Origin of the sequence: Microcoleus sp. FACHB-672, assembly GCF_014695725.1 — a bacterium.
GTDB lineage: Bacteria > Cyanobacteriota > Cyanobacteriia > Cyanobacteriales > Oscillatoriaceae > FACHB-68.
Genome location: NZ_JACJOU010000022.1, coordinates 264,424 through 280,909, shown reverse-complemented (window position 1 = coordinate 280,909; position 16,486 = coordinate 264,424). Strand labels below are relative to the sequence as shown.

Below are 16,486 nucleotides of genomic sequence, written 5' to 3'. Positions count from 1 at the left end.
CCCATCGAGAATTGCTGGTCAAAAATCAAAGGGATATTGCGGACGATAGGAGCAAGAACTTATCGAGCCTTGGATGAAGCGATTACACTAGCCTACCAACAAGTGTCCTCTCAGGACCTTCTTAATTGGTTTACTCACTGCTGTTACTGTACTTCATCTATTTGAGAAACGCTATATTGTGTTCAAACAAGCGTTTAGGTTTGGAGAAGGATTCATGTTTAACAAACCTGGAAACAGCTTGTCTAACCAACAATTAAATATCATGCCGCTGCCAGTGAGCCACATATTGGTGACTCCTGGATGATGGCGGAGAAACGTCTTTGCTAGGTTCCCATCAAACAGATTCTTGAAAAAGAGGGTTCCGCGAGATAGCCACAACGCTTCATCGGTATTTAAGGGAATCGTAATTTCCAGGACACGCAGCGTTAGCGATACCAAGAAAATCCATAACGAAAGCGGGGATAATTTCATAGTTGTCTAACTATTAAGTGGATTAATGCACTGTTAGATTAATCTGACTTCGGGTTAAGCAGAAGGAAGGAAAAACGCATTGATATTGAGAGAGGGCTTCTTGAGCTGATGGGAATAGGCAATTAATCAACAGACCAAATTCACCAAGAAATTGACCAGACTGCGACGGGAGAATGCTCAATGTGAGAGATGTTTTTCAATTGGTCGATAATTGTCTAAATTATGGAGCGTTTGCGGATAAGCAGCTTATCTATCAGTGGCATTAGCTTATTCTTCATATTGTGCTTTGGCTTAGTAAGCAGTTGAATCCCCATATGGGTTAACAGTTACTCAAACAACTTTTGGGATATATAGCCTCAGTCAGCTATCACCTTACCAGACAACCCTTTGAGTAGAGTGAGCACAGGCTTACGGTCATCTATGGTGCCAGCAGTGACAGCCATATTCAGCAGTTCCCCAAGGTCATTACAAACCAGATGTAGTTTAAAGCCGAAGAACCAATCTAACCCTGTAGTCCCGCTTACTAACGGGGACGGTGACAGCCGGGGGTTGAAGAGGAAAATTTTAATGTTCAAGGACTTAGGCAAGGGTTATTCAGTCGCCAACTTTAACCGGATTTAGTATCATATATGCGTTTATCTGCGGTTAAAAAAATCCTAGATGCCGGCAAAAACTTTTACTGACTTGGACTCACAGACCGGCGGCCAACCACCCGGTAAACATCAACCGTTTGCTGCTTACCCTTCAAAGCCAGTGGACCCCAGTGTTCTACCAAAAACTCATCCTCAATGTGAACCAACGTTTCCTTAGCAATTAAAACCCGGCAAATGCTAGATTGCCGGTCTTTTTCGCAACTTTCCAATCGGGAAGCAATGTTGACACTATCGCCAATGATGCCGTATTCCATCCGTTCTTTGCCGCCCAAACTGCCGGCAACAACCGGGCCGGTAAAAATCCCCACCCGCATTTGAATCACCGGCAACCCTCGCCGCTGCCAGTCCGCGTTAATCTCCTTGAGGCGTTCTCCAAATGCCACCCCGCAGGACACCGCATGACGCGCATCCTCGGCAATCTCCGTATCGCTGCTGCGAACCATTGGCACTCCAAACGCGGCCATGATCCCATCGCCGGTAAACTTATTGATAATGCCTTTATGAGCCTGCACCGTCTCACTCAAAACGCTGAGATATTCGTTTAGCCACTCCAGCAAAACTTCTGGTGGCATTTGTTCTGAGATCGTGCTGAAATCTTTGAGGTCTGTAAACATCATGGTGGCGATCAGCTTTTGTCCGGAAAGCTTTCCCGACTTGAGCAAGCGATCACGACTGTTCCAAAGCGCTTCAGCCACTTCGGGGGAAGTATTTTGCCCCAAAAGCTTCATCACCATTTGTTGCTGCTGTTGGGCTTGATAGCCCCGGTAAGCGAGAACCAAACCACCTGCGACTAAGATGGCTAAAGCCGGCGTTGCGGTGGAAACCCAACCGGCACTGGTGAACAGGTAAAAGCTGGTGGCAAACACGATCACCACCACCCCCGTTACACTCACAACCAGCCCCACGGGATGGCGGACACACCAAGCCAAAGTTCCCCCAACAATTGCCCAAAACCCAACCCACAGCACCTCTGCCCATTCTGGCCAAAACCAGAACAAAGGGCGTTCCCCCAAGGTTGCCGTAAGAATTTGGCTAACCATTTGGGCGTGAACCAATACCCCAGCCATCTTGGGTTCCTGCTTTTGGCTGGGACTGTAGGGCGTTAAAAATAGGTCTCTTCTACTCGGCGCTGTGTAGCCAATGAGAACGATTTTGTCTTTGATCCAGGCCGGCTCGATCTGGCCATACAACAGCTGTGTCAGACTGACGACGCGTGCAACATTGCGAGGAGATCGATAATTCAGCAAGACCTGGTAACCTTGGGCATCCAGCTTTTCATAGCCCCCAGATTTGGGCTTTAGCTGCGTAAATGCTGCCTTTCCCCAATAGAAGAGGGAAGGGTCGCTGTTGCTGTTTTGAGGCTCGATCCCGCGCTGTCCTAAATAGCTGGAGGCTACCTGGAAGGCGAAGGAGTAAAGAACGGTGTCTGGGGTGAGGTCGCCAAACAACAAACTGCGACGCACAACGCCGTCTGCATCTTGCACGATGTCGTTAAACCCAATGCGTTCTACCGGCACACTTGGCGGCGGCGGCACTTCCAGTGTGCCGGTATTAGACAGACCCATTTTGGTAATGGCGATAACATTGGTCTGCTTCAGCTGTACCTCAAGCTGCTCGATTCCGGTTCCTTGGGCAATATCTCGATAGATGTCTAAACCGATGACTGCCGGCTTATATTGCTGCAATTTCTCCAGCCCTAGCGCCACGAACTGATCCGAGATCGTTGATTGCTTAAGTGTTTGAATATCATCTTCTGTGATGGCGACGACAAGCAGCCGGGGATCTGGGCCTTCATCTGCCCTGCGTAGCACCATCCGGTCGAAAACCGCCAGTTCTACAGGTTGCAGCCAGCTCAACTGCCGCGCTAGCAGCACTGCGCCGGTTACAGACAGGGAGGCGATGACAACTGCCCCTAGGCCCGTTAAATCAGGTGTTTTATGACGAAGCCGGCGAAAAAATTGAGAAATCACCGATGGTCTGGATTCAAAGCCCTGAAAGAATGGTGCCACACGGGTCGAGATCAGGGCGGAAAAGTTTTTCGGTTTGCTGTTCAATCAACCTGCTTCCCTCTTAATAGCTGGATTTCAAAAAGTTAACAATGGCAATTCAGAGGTTTGATTGCCTTTCTTTTCTGTCTGGGCTTAACAACCATCGTTATCGGTAAACCCCGATTGCTCTTAGCGCCTGATTCGCCTGTCCGCTTCGGCTAAATCCATCCAACTTATTAAAAATAGTTCAGCCTTTTACGAGTGAGGACTCTGCTCAAATCAACCCACTTTTTCCTGCAATCTCATCATTGATTTTGCTGAAAATGTATTTTCAAGCGCTTTTCTATAAGAGGGTTAGCGCTGTATCTTTACAAAATATTGTGATAGGATAGCTGCGTTTAATGGGGTTTGTACAGATTTTTTATTAAAAATGATAGTACACTGCTCATAGACTAAAACATTTTTACATTCAAGTCGAGGGGTTGAGCCAAGCGAGGGTCACACCCCTTGAGTGGCTGTCCGTCTGGTTGCCAGCACCAAACTGAAGTCGGTGATCAAAACTCCCCAACTCAGAACTCAGGACTCAGGACTCGAAACTCCCCCCGACTCAGACAGTTGGCGAATTTCCTGGCCGGTTTTCAAGTTCCAGAGTTTAATAATGTTGCCCCAGCAGCCGATGGCTAGGGTTTGGCCATCCGGGCTAATGGCAACCGATTCAACGATACTGCTTTGTCTGGGGAACGTCAGACTTTCCTTGCCGGTGTCTAGCTGCCAGATTTTTACGGTGTTATCTAAGCCGCCGCTGGCTAAAGTTTGGCCCATCTCCGCCGACGATCCACGAACAGGACTGATGGCGAGGGAACGGATGCTTGCTGAATGACCGGCAAGTGTTTGACGCAGACTGCCGGTGTGCAAATCCCAAATCTTAATCGTTTTATCGCCACCGGCACTCACGAGAATTTGGCCATTGGGACTAATCGCCACAGCATTGGTGCCCAAAGAATGTCCGGGTAAAGTGCGGATTTCTTTGCCGGTTTTCAAGTTCCAAAGTTTAATTTCATCCCAACTAGCGCTCACTAAAATTTCGCTATCTGGACTAATTGCAAGCGCATCAATGGCATCTGAATGACCGGCTAAAGTGCGCGGCAAAACATTGGCAATCTTTTTAGAGGAAGAGTGCAGGGGCCAAATTTTAATCGTTTTGTCACCGCTACCACTCGCTAACCACTGACTATCCGGGCTGATGGCTAAAGATTCCACCCATTCTGCATGACCGATCAATGTGCGAATTTCTTGGCCGGTTCTAACATTCCACAGCTTAATCGTTTTGTCATGGCCGGCACTGGCTAAAATTTTCCCATCCTGGCTCATTGCCAATGCCAAAATTGGCAGAGAATGACCGGCAAGGGTGTGAATGACCTCGCCACTATTCAAATTCCAAATTTTGATAGTTTTATCACGACTAACACCCGCGATCACCGGCGCTTCACTTTTTGTGCCGACAGCTTGACTGATGACAACGGCTGAATGTCCCGAAAGGGTACGAGCAAGCTGATTTTGGCTGTTGGAGTTTGCTGCGCCAGACAGTTTTTGACTCGATGCGCTAACCGTGACAGACATTGAGCTAGTGCAAAAAAGGCTGATGAGCGCGATCAAAGCTATTCTTGGCAATTGCATAATAATGCTATATATAAATTATTAAATAGATTTCAGTTGAGTCCGCTTTTTTTGAACACGCCTGAGACGTTGAAGACTTCGCAGATAGGTTTAATTGAGCAGTTGCGTAATTTTATGCATAGTATTAAATTAGTACAAGGTCTGTGTGCTAACTCTCTGCAGCCGGCACGTTGAGCAGCCTGCCAGCGTCAGCGATATAAATCCTGATGAATTTTTCTACAGATTTATTTAATATTTTAAACATCACTGCCGATATCACCACTGAGCGAAATCTAGTACGCTGCCCCAACAGCAGCGTCCGGTAAAACAGCAGAGGCATCGCTATCTGTATTTGCGCTTTTCGTTCCTCTAATATATCCATCTAAAGAGTGAAGATCGAAGTCTCATTGACTCTTTATAATTTTCACAGCGTGACCTGCAATTTACAAGCTGTAAACTTTAGACGTTATCATGTGGGATAAATTATACTCTCAAAAGCTGAGACTAGCGGTCATAAAAACTACCAAAGAAATTTCAGAAGTTTTAATGAAGACGCGTCTGGCTGAAGTCAACGACAAAATAACTGAAGTTATCGAAAAATGGGATGGCCCCTTGATAGATAATACTTCTAAAAGTCATAAATATTTTGAAGAGGATAAAAAAGATATTAACAACTAATAGAGCATCAATTCGCTAAAGAAAACAATAAAGTTCTGTAATAACCTTGGCGAAACGGCATCTTTCCGGTATTTCTCCCAACATTCTTTGAAGGGTAGCAAAGAGCGAAAACCGCTTTTGATTCCGTGAAAAACTCGGTGGTTAATTGCCCCATCATTTCCAAGGCTTGAACGAGATCCCAGAATTCGATGCCTAATTTATATATAGAGTGTATCTACATTTTTATAACTACCCTATAGAGTGAGTCTAGATTTTCTGTTTTTAGCTAAGCTCTAAATAAAGAGATATCTATAATCAGAGCAGACAGAATGACTGTAACAGCAGTTGATCCCTTTTTAGAGGGCAATTTTGCGCCAGTGCGCGAGGAAATCACAGCAGATAATTTGAAGGTGATTGGCGAGTTGCCTCCTGAGTTATCTGGAATGTTTGTGCGAAATGGCCCGAATCCGCAATTCCCACCTATTGGTCGCTATCACTGGTTTGATGGGGATGGGATGTTGCATGGGGTGCAAATTAGCCACGGCAAAGCTTCCTATTGCAATCGCTATGTCCAGACGCGGGGGTATAAAATTGAACGCGATGCCGGCAAGGCAGTTTGGAGTGGGATATTTGAACCGCCGCAACCGAATAATCCCCACGGCCCAGGAAAAAATACGGCAAATACTGCTTTAATCTGGCATGATGGTCGCCTGTTGGCACTTTGGGAGGGGGGTGAACCTCATGCAATTGAGTTGCCAGGTTTAGAGACTGCCGGCACCTATAATTTTGATGGCAAGCTGGTTTCTGCGTTTACGGCGCATCCTAAAGTAGACGCGGTAACGGGTGAGATGATGTTTTTTGGCTACTCGATCATGTCTCCACCCTACGTAAAATATAGTGTGGTTTCAGCAGAAGGTGAACTGTTGCGAACAGTGCCGATTGAGCTGCCGGTGGGGGTGATGATGCACGATTTTGCCATCACGGAAAACTACACAATTTTTATGGATTTGCCCCTGACTTTCCGCATGGATCGAATGCAAAAAGGTCAACCGGGTTTGATGTTTGAGCGAGATCGTCCCAGCCGGTTTGGGATTGTGCCGCGTCATGGAGATAATAGCAATATTCGCTGGTTTGAAAGTCCGCCCTGTTTCGTATTTCATACCCTAAATGCTTATGAAGAGGGGGATGAAGTCGTATTGCTTGCCTGTCGCATGAATTCTACCAGTGTATTGGTGTCAGAAGCGGCACCCACTGAAACTGAGGGAGAATTTGCTCGTTTATACCGTTGGCGGTTTAATCTCAAAACCGGCACGGTGCAAGAGGAGAGGTTGGACGATCGCCCTTCAGATTTTCCTCGGTTAAATGAACAATTCATGGGGCGATCTCATCGCTACGGTTACACAGGAAAAATGGCACCCACTCCCATGCCGGTGTTTGATGGTTTGATTAAGTACGATCTCAACTCTGGAAGTTCCGAAACCCATGAATTCGGACAGCAACGCTTTGGCGGTGAGGCTGTGTTTGTGCCGCAGCCGGGTGCAACCGATGAGGATGCCGGCTGGTTGGTAACGTTTGTTTATGATGCCAAAGACGATGTTTCTGAATTGGTAGTTGTTAATGCTCAAGATATGAAATCTGAGCCGGTGGCACGGGTGATTATTCCCCATCGTGTGCCTTATGGCTTTCACGGAATTTGGGTTTCTGATGAGCAAATAAAAGCAACTGTCTGAAACTTGTAAGCCACCCTATCGTGAGGAAGAGAACCCCGGTTTTTTAAAGAAATCGGGGTTTTTCGTGTTCATTCGCAGAAAAGTTAACTAAAAAAACCTTTCTCAAATCATCCTATGGTGGGATTATCGGTAAACCCCTGACTTACAACCTTGGGGTGATGTTTGAGCCGGCTCCAACCAGATATAAACAAATGTAGGATAGCAACACAATAATTGTTGTTAGTAAAAAAGAGGGGAAATGCAGAGAAAATAATCTCCCCTAAATGCTTAAAAGCGATTCCCACGGGAACGCACCGAACTCAATCAGAGGAGAAACAACCCATGAAACGATGTGCCGCAATCCTGTCTATTGCAAGCTGTGCCGCAGCAGCCTTAGTGGCGCAGAGCGCATACGCATCAACGGGTGGGTTTAAGGTTGCAGATTTTTCAGAGGCGTCTTGGAGCGCCGTGCCAGAAACAGAATCTCCACGGGGTGGAGCCGCACATATTAACCTCAACACTCTGCAAAGGGATGGAGATTTAGTGGTTTATGATGTGGTAATTCCTGATGGTGAATATGGTCGGAATATCGCAAATTGCCAAACCCAAGAGACTCGGACTTTGCGCTTAGGAGGTTTTGATATTCCCTCTGTTGCCTCTTACAAAGAGCTGAATTATCCTTGGAGCCAATCTTCTGAATATCAAACAAAGCTTTTAGAATTTGCTTGTTCAGTTTCCGTAGCGCAGAGATAATACGGATAAACTTGTAAGATTTTTTAAAGTTAAACCCTAGATAGCCTCCCAGTAGCCTTACTGGGGGGTTATACACGTTGTTTGGCATTGAAAAAATTTGTGAAATACGGAATTTAGCAGAGCAATCCGCAAAACAGCGTTTTCATTCAGAGGACGGCTCAACCGGCAAGGGTAGAGAGAAAGATTTTTTAAAGAGTGCCGGCAGCGTTCAAGGTTACGTGTGGCTGTGATCGCTTGGGAAAATTAGCGATTACTTGCAGTCTCTTATTTACCCAACCCATTAAGATTTGCTGAGTTTAGCCAATCTGGAGCAAATCAAAATGATACAATTCTCAACCAAGCTAGGGGTGCCTGGATAGTCAGGCTGAGATTAGACCCTTAGAACCTGAGTCCGGCTAATACCGGCGGAGGGAAGCTGTTTATTGAGGGAATGAAATATGCGTTCAGAATGGATTGCCAAGCGGCATGGGCACAAAAATGTGTCTCAAATGCACTACGCTCGTCAGGGTGTGATTACCGAAGAAATGCACTATGTCGCCCAACGGGAAAACCTGCCGGCTGACTTAATTCGGGCAGAAGTGGCGCGGGGACGCATGATTATCCCTGCCAATATTAATCACACTAATTTAGAGCCGATGGGTATTGGCATTGCCTCTAAGTGCAAAGTCAACGCAAATATTGGCGCATCGCCGAACTCTTCTAACCTGGATGAAGAAGTCGATAAGCTGAAGTTAGCGGTGAAATACGGTGCGGATACCGTGATGGATCTGTCCACCGGCGGCGGCAACTTGGATGAAATTCGCACGGCAATCATCAACGCTTCGCCGGTTCCCATCGGCACAGTGCCGGTTTACCAAGCACTGGAAAGCGTCCACGGCACGATTGAAAAGTTGACCCCAGATGATTTTCTTCACGTCATCGAAAAGCACGCCCAGCAAGGGGTTGACTATCAAACCATTCACGCCGGCATTCTGATCGAACACTTGCCTTTGGTGAAAAGCCGCCTCACCGGCATTGTCTCTCGCGGCGGTGGCATCCTCGCACGCTGGATGCTACATCACCACAAGCAAAACCCGCTTTATACCCACTTCCACGACATCATCGAGATTTTCAAGAGATACGATGTTTCCTTCAGCTTAGGCGACTCTCTGCGTCCCGGTTGTGCTCACGATGCCTCAGATGCTGCTCAACTTGCTGAACTCAAAACCCTCGGACAGCTAACCCGCAGAGCGTGGGAAGATGACGTGCAGGTGATGGTGGAAGGGCCAGGTCATGTGCCGATGGATCAAATCGAGTTTAATGTCAAGAAGCAAATGGAAGAGTGCTCGGAAGCGCCTTTCTATGTGCTTGGGCCATTGGTAACGGATATCGCTCCCGGTTATGACCATATCACCTCTGCAATTGGGGCGGCGATGGCCGGCTGGTATGGCACGGCAATGCTGTGTTATGTCACGCCGAAGGAACACCTAGGACTGCCGGATGCAGAAGATGTGCGGAATGGGTTGATTGCTTATAAAATTGCGGCTCATGCTGCGGATATTGCACGGCACCGTCCCGGCGCACGCGATCGCGATGATGAGCTTTCTCGCGCCCGTTATAATTTCGACTGGAACCGGCAATTTGAGTTATCACTTGACCCCGAACGCGCACGGGAATATCACGATGAAACATTGCCGGCGGATATCTATAAAACCGCTGAATTCTGTTCAATGTGCGGCCCTAAATTCTGCCCAATGCAGACGAAGGTTGATGCGGATGCTTTGACAGAACTTGAGAAGTTTTTGGCGAAAGAGCCGGTGGCTCAAAGTTAATTGACTAACCTAATAATAGGGTGGGCTTTTCCCACTCTATTATCTAAAGCAGTTACTTTCAAGACAAGCTTTCTACTTGACCTTTTATAAATGATTGAGTAGAGTAATAAATGCCTAATTTAAAATCAACATTTCCTTAACCAAATATTAATTTTTACTCAAAATCAGTTAATTAAGAAAGAATTAAATTAGTAGCCGGCAACAGATAAAACGATGCTAGAATTCTGACCGCTCACCTTTAAGCCTTTAAAATCTATGGGCCGGTACGAAGTAATTTTTCAGAGTGATGCGGAAATATCAGAGGAACTGACACCAGAAGAAGCCGGTGTTGCTATCTGTATGATGACAATGTATGCGGATGGTGAACCTTCGGATGAAGAAATTGAACTGTTAAATTCATATCTGGAAGGTGCGGAACTGGTAGAGAAAGCTGAACTCGATGCGGTGATAGAAAAAATCAACGGCATTGCTAAGCGAGAAGGGGCGGGGGCTTTGTTTAATGCAGCGGTGGCAGCGACTCCTGAAGAACTGGTTCCAGACATTTATCAGTTAGCACTTTATATTGCTGCCGGTGATGGAACAATTACCGAAGATGAAGCAGGGTATGCTGAACTTCTCGGTGAAGCTTTAGGGCTTTCTGAAGAGGAAATGCAGGAAATTATCGATGAAGTGTTTGCTGAGGAAGAAGAATATGACGACGAAGAATAAAGATATTTTAGTTTAACTGAAAATTTCTCTGAACAGCTTTTAGCGCCGGCATCTTGCCGGCTGGCTGTCATCTCAGGCAGCTAAGATTTTTTCAGGGAGCAAGATGCTCCCACTTATAAGATTTTCGCCAATCTGGGATGCACCGGAAGAACTAAAAATTACTCTTCTTCTTCGTCTTCCTCTTCTTCGTAATCTTCCTCTTCTTCGTCTTCTTCTCCCTCGTAATCTTCCTCTTCTTCGTCTTCTCCTCCCTCGTAATCTTCCTCTTCTTCTTCGCCTTCTTCTTCCTCGTAATCTTCTTCTTCTTCGTCTTCCTCACTCTCTTCTTCGTAAGAGTTTTCTACGTCCTCTGACTCTTCTTCCTCCTCGTAATATTCTTCTTCGTCTTCCTCACTCTCTTCTTCGTAAGAGTTTTCTACGTCCTCTGACTCTTCCTCCTCTTCATATTCATACTCTTCTTCCTCATAGTAGTATTCGTAAGTGTATTCTTCCTCTTCGTCCTCTTCGTCGTAGTAGTAGAAATCCTCATCATCTTCCGCCCAGACGCCGGCACTAAAATCAAGGTCACTGACACCCCGAATTGTCCAGCATTGCCAGCAATATTCAGGATTAGTCATATACTCATAAGGGATGTAACAATAGCCTTTATCTCCCCAATTTTCACCCCAAGAGTTACGCACCACAAATACTTTGTAGGGGTCAGAATAACCGACACATAGCATTGCGTGATTGCCGTGTTCTTCGCGGCCATCTTCGTGATTCAGATCCGGCATGGGGACTCCTCCTTTGTGGCCGGCTTTATCAAAAGATTTGAAAAGCCTTAAACCAAAAGCAAAGGGATAGCCTTCTGCCAGACAGTGTTTCATGGCGAACAGATTGACATCAATTTCCTCTGCTTCTTCGATTAAAAATCTTGTGGCTTCGTCGTAAGCTTCAGTGTAGGGTTGTTCATCCCACAGTTGCGGATCGTAGGGCCAGGTGGCTTCTGTACAAGCGCCCATTTCTTGCAACACTCGGATGCTGGTGGTGATGCTGCTGCCTACGTCGCCTTCAAGTCCATCGAATTTTCGGGCGTTGTAATAGATAAATAGCCGGCTAACATCTCCGGCGTCTCCCATTGCGCGTTTCGCTAGGTATTCGTAAGCGCCGGCAATCGCGTTTGCGGTACAGCTACCGACTTGTCCCTGATCTTCTACGTTCGTTAAGTAATGGCGCAGATCAACCCTTATGGGCAACTCGGCAGCGCTAAACCGGCTGGCTGTATAATGCTTAGATTTGGGTGGCTTTTTCTGGGAGGGAAGGCAGCCATTGATTCTCAGTTTTTTGCCGCTGGAACGTTCGACCAAGTAGGAAGCAATACTTTGTTTTTTGGCGCTGGAACGTTCGATCAAGTAGGAAGCAATACTTTTTTTAGCCATATAATCCCTTTGGGCGCTGTCAGACAAGTTAAAAATTAAGGAATTTGTCGGTTATCAGCTTTCGAGTGTATGGAAAGCGTCGTGACAAGTAGTTAATCGCTACAATTTTTGTCAAATAGCGGGAAAACATACCTCCGAGAAAACACCTAACTTTTTTATAAAATTGCTCAAGTTAATTAAGCGAGCTTAACAAAGAGTTAACGAGTTAAATTTTAAGGTGTTTCAGGAAAAGTTAACTTCTGTTAAAATAAGAAAACCTAGGGTGTACCCCACTTAGCAAAAATATTAGGAGTGGCAGCATTTGGCTCCCTGAGATAACAGCTAGCCGGCATCTTGCCCGCACGCCAAATTGACAAATAGCGATTGCAAATGGCGGCTAGACAGACTAAACTTGTTGCCTGCACGGGTTCAAAAACATATCTGAAGGCAAGTGTTTTGCCTTTAGGAAAGTATAAAATGACTTTATTTAAATTTGATTAAAACTTTTTGTCTAGTAATTATAACACGAGTGAGTGCGAAGCAGCTAGGCGAGAAAAAACCCCTCGCAGTTTCTCACTTTCTAGCGCTACAGTGAATATTCAGGAGTTTGCTTTGAAAGGGAAAAAATTTGCCGGCACGTTGACAAGTCACCAACAATAGTCTGTTGTGGTTTTATGTGAAAATTCGCTAGGCTAAGCGTATGAATCGTTCTACAGTTTGCTGAATTTAGCCTGTTTGTTGCGATTGGGTAGAGAAGGTTTAGTAGGAGAGTGCCTCAAAAATATGAAGTTTGGCGTTTTTAAGGAGTATGGAGTTTTGTCTAAACCGGCTTTCTATAAAAAAACTCGTCAAAAAGGTTTTTATAAAAGTGTGAGGCGGCTTGCCGGCTGGCTGACGAAGCTAGTTAAAGGCTTACAAAGTTCGCTAAATCGCTCTCCTAAGCGCCGGCCTCCTTCGACAATACCACCCATGCAAGCGCCTGCCAAACCCAGCGACGAGGAGGAGAGACTCCAGGCGCTGAATGAGTATCAGATTCTCGACACGCCGGCAGAGGAAGCTTTTGACGATTTAACTCGCTTGGCAGCGTCGGTTTGTGGCACCCCTATCGCTCTTGTCAGCCTCACCGCTAGCAACCGACAGTGGTTTAAGTCAAAAGTTGGAATTGACTCGCAAGAGATACCCAGAGAGGATGCTTTCTGCGCTCATGCTATCCTCAACCCAGATCAGGTAATGATCGTCCCCGATGCCTCAGAAGACGATCGCTTTGCGGGCAACCCGTTGGTGACTTCTGCTCCAGATATCCGGTTTTACGCCGGCAACCCTTTAATTACGCCGGATGGGTTTCCGATTGGCACGCTTTGTGTGCTGGATCGAATTCCCCGCAATCTTACGCCAGAACAGCTAAACGCGCTACAGGTTTTAGGCCGGCAGGTGATTACTCAGATGGAGTTGCGGCTGAATGTGAGCCGGTTAGAGCGCCAACTCGCGAGATATCAGCAAGTGGAAGCAAAATTGCGAGCATCTGATCAGCAAGTTGTGGATTTGCTGGAAAGTATGACAGATGCTTTTTTCGCCCTTGATCCTCAGTGGCGATTTACCTATGTTAATCAAAAAGCTGCTGAAATTTTGCAGCGAAATGCTGACGAACTTTTGGGTCAGAATATATGGGAAACTCTGCCGGAAATTGTGGGTTCAGTGTTCGATGAGCAGTACCATAAAGCGGTTGCTCAACAAGTGAGCGTGAGTTTTGAAGATTTCTACTGGCCGACAAAGAGATGGTTTGAAGTTCGAGCGTTTCCTTCTTATGAAGGTTTATCTATTTTTTCTCACGATATCAGCCGGCGCAAGGTAGTAGAAGAAGCGCTGCGCTATCAGCAAGGACAATCGGAGCGGCTATTACTTAATATTTTACCAGAGCCGATTGCCGACCGCTTAAAGCAGGAAGAAAACATCATTGCGGATAGCTTTGATGAGGTGAGTGTTCTGTTTGCGGATTTGGTTAATTTTACCCAAATGGCAAGCCGAATTTCTCCAACTGAATTGGTTGCTTTACTGAATGAAATTTTCTCAATCTTTGACTGCCTGACGGAAAAGCACGGGTTAGAGAAGATTAAGACAATTGGGGATGCTTATATGGTTGCCGGTGGGGTTCCGCTACCGAAGAGTAACCATGCAGAAGCGATTGCGGAAATGGCGCTGGATATGCACTCGAGTATTGAAGATTTCAATATTAAGCGAGGCACAGATTTTTCCTTGCGAATTGGGATTAACACCGGCACCGTTGTAGCTGGGGTGATTGGCACGAAAAAGTTCATCTATGATTTGTGGGGAGATACGGTGAATACGGCTAGCCGCATGGAATCTCACGGCGCTGCCGGCTGCATTCAGATCACCGAGACAACTTATCACCACATCCAAAAGAAGTATCTTTTTGAAGATCGGGGAATTATTTCTGTTAAGGGTAAAGGAGATATGCAGACTTATTTTATTAAGGGCAGACGCGTTAATTTGTAAGAGAATTGGCTATGTCAGCCGGTTGACTGGTGGGATATCTGTCCTGCCGGTGGCGTTAGCATAGAAGCCGGTGATTTATCTTGTGCCGGTTTACTATCAAACATTAGTGGTTCTCCCATTGGTAAATGATTAGCCTGCTCTGATAGAGATTCAAGTGAATTTCAAGCTGCCTTCCCAATATTCCAAAGTGCATTCTGGGGTGTTTCAATCCCTGATAGGGATTCAAGTGAATTTCAAGTGATGATTACGCTAACACCAACCGAGAGCTTTATGTATCGATGTTTCAATCCCTGATAGGGATTCAAGTGAATTTCAAGTCTGTCATGCCGGCACCTCCTCTCGTAGCTCTCGTGTTTCAATCCCTGATAGGGATTCAAGTGAATTTCAAGGTCTGAATAAATTAGTCTCTCTATGCAATCACTGATGTTTCAATCCCTGATAGGGATTCAAGTGAATTTCAAGTTTTCGGCTTCTTCTCTAACTTTTCTGTCGATCCAAGTTTCAATCCCTGATAGGGATTCAAGTGAATTTCAAGCCACATATCAACACCGCAAACCTGAGAAATATGCGTTTCAATCCCTGATAGGGATTCAAGTGAATTTCAAGAGTCTGTAGTGAAATCGTAGGGTGCGACATTTAAGTTTCAATCCCTGATAGGGATTCAAGTGAATTTCAAGGGTAAGGCTTTAGCGCGCGTGATACGCATAGATGTTTCAATCCCTGATAGGGATTCAAGTGAATTTCAAGTTGTTTCCTGCTCTTAGAGACTTCTCGGTTTTATGTTTCAATCCCTGATAGGGATTCAAGTGAATTTCAAGGACAATATCCCGATGAGCAAGAAGTTTACTTTGAAGTTTCAATCCCTGATAGGGATTCAAGTGAATTTCAAGTATAGTGCGCTAGCTTCCAGAGCGCAGTAACTAAAGTTTCAATCCCTGATAGGGATTCAAGTGAATTTCAAGGATATCCATATTCCTGAGCCGCACACACCACAGAGTTTCAATCCCTGATAGGGATTCAAGTGAATTTCAAGGCTTCTTGCTCTTAGGTATTACAGGAAAATGATTTGTTTCAATCCCTGATAGGGATTCAAGTGAATTTCAAGGCTAATGAACTTCCTAGGCTCAACAACCGTTAAGTGTTTCAATCCCTGATAGGGATTCAAGTGAATTTCAAGTAGTCCTTCTTTTTCCAGCTCTGCGCGGAACGTCGAGTTTCAATCCCTGATAGGGATTCAAGTGAATTTCAAGAAATGGAGGGCTTTTTGTATAGACTTTCTACTATAGTTTCAATCCCTGATAGGGATTCAAGTGAATTTCAAGTCTTATTTTTTGTTATATCGCTGTAATTACCTAGGGTTGTTTCAATCCCTGATAGGGATTCAAGTGAATTTCAAGTTCAATTGTGCGAACTCTACCTTTATAGTCTTTAGTTTCAATCCCTGATAGGGATTCAAGTGAATTTCAAGTTGATTGACTCCACCACCCAGCCATTCACCTTCACTGTGGTTTCAATCCCTGATAGGGATTCAAGTGAATTTCAAGTCTCAAGCAAACAAAATTCACAGGGAATAGGAGAAAGAGTTGTTTCAATCCCTGATAGGGATTCAAGTGAATTTCAAGTAGCTAAGTCTCCTATTGATTGAGTCATTATTATTAACTGAGTTTCAATCCCTGATAGGGATTCAAGTGAATTTCAAGTTGATTTAGATATCCACCGCGAGTTTTGCCAAGAAGTTTCAATCCCTGATAGGGATTCAAGTGAATTTCAAGATTCAATACGGAACATCGAGCCAGAGCGATAATTAGTTTCAATCCCTGATAGGGATTCAAGTGAATTTCAAGTTCAACATATTCTGTGATGTTTTCCCTGTCTTCACTTTTGAGGTTTCAATCCCTGATAGGGATTCAAGTGAATTTCAAGATTACAGCACAACAGCCACAGACAACCACGACGGGTTTCAATCCCTGATAGGGATTCAAGTGAATTTCAAGTGGAAGAGGGTCGGTTCCGCTCTCTTGGGGTCTACAGTTTCAATCCCTGATAGGGATTCAAGTGAATTTCAAGCAAAAACGCCGCGCTCTGTAGGCGGAATCGTAATGTTTCAATCCCTGATAGGGATTCAAGTGAATTTCAAGTTTCAAGGATCGTTTACGCCAATTACGATCT

Annotated in this window: 11 protein-coding genes, 2 pseudogenes, 1 CRISPR repeat array and 1 riboswitch (1 of these 15 cut by a window edge); of the genes and pseudogenes, 7 read left to right on the top strand and 6 right to left on the bottom strand. The window is 45.4% G+C overall.

Annotated features, from left to right (window positions below):
* Window positions 1-165: pseudogene (locus H6F56_RS26485) on the top strand (IS630 family transposase); the annotation flags it as partial.
* Window positions 166-171: 6 nt separating this feature from the next.
* Here H6F56_RS26485 and H6F56_RS18855 read toward each other — a convergent pair.
* The 5 genes and pseudogenes from H6F56_RS18855 to H6F56_RS18830 all read right to left on the bottom strand — a co-directional run bounded on the left by H6F56_RS18855 (window position 172) and on the right by H6F56_RS18830 (window position 5,150).
* Entirely contained in the window at window positions 172-471 is a 300-nt protein-coding gene (locus H6F56_RS18855; protein ID WP_190671182.1) for a hypothetical protein, read from the bottom strand.
* Between the two features lie 215 nt (window positions 472-686).
* Window positions 687-1,046 (bottom strand): annotated as a pseudogene (locus H6F56_RS27380) (transposase).
* 101 nt (window positions 1,047-1,147) lie between these two features.
* Window positions 1,148-3,178: a CHASE2 domain-containing protein gene (locus H6F56_RS18840; protein ID WP_242032076.1), complete on the bottom strand. Its 2,031-nt coding sequence runs from the start codon at window positions 3,176-3,178 to the stop codon at window positions 1,148-1,150.
* Between the two features lie 510 nt (window positions 3,179-3,688).
* On the bottom strand, window positions 3,689-4,732 hold the full coding sequence (locus H6F56_RS18835) for a WD40 repeat domain-containing protein (RefSeq protein WP_190671176.1): 1,044 nt from the start codon (window positions 4,730-4,732) through the stop codon (window positions 3,689-3,691).
* Between the two features lie 205 nt (window positions 4,733-4,937).
* Window positions 4,938-5,150 (bottom strand): hypothetical protein, encoded by a 213-nt coding sequence (locus H6F56_RS18830; RefSeq protein ID WP_190671175.1) that lies wholly within the window; start codon window positions 5,148-5,150, stop codon window positions 4,938-4,940.
* A gap of 89 nt (window positions 5,151-5,239) precedes the next feature.
* Between H6F56_RS18830 and H6F56_RS18825 the strand changes: the two genes are divergently transcribed.
* The 5 genes from H6F56_RS18825 to H6F56_RS18805 all read left to right on the top strand — a co-directional run bounded on the left by H6F56_RS18825 (window position 5,240) and on the right by H6F56_RS18805 (window position 10,406).
* On the top strand, window positions 5,240-5,446 hold the full coding sequence (locus H6F56_RS18825) for a hypothetical protein (protein WP_190671173.1): 207 nt from the start codon (window positions 5,240-5,242) through the stop codon (window positions 5,444-5,446).
* Between the two features lie 308 nt (window positions 5,447-5,754).
* Window positions 5,755-7,155: a carotenoid oxygenase family protein gene (locus tag H6F56_RS18820; protein WP_190671171.1), complete on the top strand. Its 1,401-nt coding sequence runs from the start codon at window positions 5,755-5,757 to the stop codon at window positions 7,153-7,155.
* A 321-nt stretch (window positions 7,156-7,476) separates the two neighbouring features.
* The gene (locus H6F56_RS18815; protein ID WP_190671169.1) at window positions 7,477-7,887 is read left to right on the top strand and encodes a hypothetical protein; all 411 of its coding nucleotides are present in this window, start codon (window positions 7,477-7,479) and stop codon (window positions 7,885-7,887) included.
* 333 nt (window positions 7,888-8,220) lie between these two features.
* A riboswitch (TPP riboswitch) is annotated at window positions 8,221-8,317 on the top strand.
* 7 nt (window positions 8,318-8,324) lie between these two features.
* Window positions 8,325-9,698 (top strand): phosphomethylpyrimidine synthase, encoded by a 1,374-nt coding sequence (gene thiC, locus H6F56_RS18810; protein ID WP_190671167.1) that lies wholly within the window; start codon window positions 8,325-8,327, stop codon window positions 9,696-9,698.
* 255 nt (window positions 9,699-9,953) lie between these two features.
* A complete protein-coding gene (locus H6F56_RS18805; RefSeq protein WP_190671165.1) occupies window positions 9,954-10,406 on the top strand; it encodes a tellurite resistance TerB family protein in 453 nt (150 codons plus the stop codon).
* A gap of 158 nt (window positions 10,407-10,564) precedes the next feature.
* On the opposite strand, the gene H6F56_RS18800 is transcribed toward H6F56_RS18805, so the two are convergent.
* Window positions 10,565-11,824 (bottom strand): C1 family peptidase, encoded by a 1,260-nt coding sequence (locus tag H6F56_RS18800; RefSeq protein ID WP_190671163.1) that lies wholly within the window; start codon window positions 11,822-11,824, stop codon window positions 10,565-10,567.
* 948 nt (window positions 11,825-12,772) lie between these two features.
* Between H6F56_RS18800 and H6F56_RS18795 the strand changes: the two genes are divergently transcribed.
* Complete coding sequence (locus tag H6F56_RS18795; protein WP_416361001.1) at window positions 12,773-14,317, top strand: adenylate/guanylate cyclase domain-containing protein; 1,545 nt, start codon at window positions 12,773-12,775, stop codon at window positions 14,315-14,317.
* A 201-nt stretch (window positions 14,318-14,518) separates the two neighbouring features.
* Window positions 14,519-16,486: direct repeats of the CRISPR family, unit length 37 nt; unit sequence GTTTCAATCCCTGATAGGGATTCAAGTGAATTTCAAG (it continues 5,043 nt past the right edge of the window).

Excerpts from the sequence above, each read along its gene's own strand:
- H6F56_RS18855 (WP_190671182.1), bottom strand. The coding sequence starts at position 471 with ATGAAATTATCCCCGCTTTCGTTATGGATTTTCTTGGTATCGCTAACG.
- H6F56_RS18835 (WP_190671176.1), bottom strand. The coding sequence starts at position 4,732 with ATGTCTGTCACGGTTAGCGCATCGAGTCAAAAACTGTCTGGCGCAGCA.
- H6F56_RS18830 (WP_190671175.1), bottom strand. The coding sequence starts at position 5,150 with ATGGATATATTAGAGGAACGAAAAGCGCAAATACAGATAGCGATGCCT.
- H6F56_RS18825 (WP_190671173.1), top strand. The coding sequence starts at position 5,240 with ATGTGGGATAAATTATACTCTCAAAAGCTGAGACTAGCGGTCATAAAA.
- H6F56_RS18820 (WP_190671171.1), top strand. The coding sequence starts at position 5,755 with ATGACTGTAACAGCAGTTGATCCCTTTTTAGAGGGCAATTTTGCGCCA.
- H6F56_RS18815 (WP_190671169.1), top strand. The coding sequence starts at position 7,477 with ATGAAACGATGTGCCGCAATCCTGTCTATTGCAAGCTGTGCCGCAGCA.
- thiC (WP_190671167.1), top strand. The coding sequence starts at position 8,325 with ATGCGTTCAGAATGGATTGCCAAGCGGCATGGGCACAAAAATGTGTCT.
- H6F56_RS18805 (WP_190671165.1), top strand. The coding sequence starts at position 9,954 with ATGGGCCGGTACGAAGTAATTTTTCAGAGTGATGCGGAAATATCAGAG.
- H6F56_RS18800 (WP_190671163.1), bottom strand. The coding sequence starts at position 11,824 with ATGGCTAAAAAAAGTATTGCTTCCTACTTGATCGAACGTTCCAGCGCC.
- H6F56_RS18795 (WP_416361001.1), top strand. The coding sequence starts at position 12,773 with ATGCAAGCGCCTGCCAAACCCAGCGACGAGGAGGAGAGACTCCAGGCG.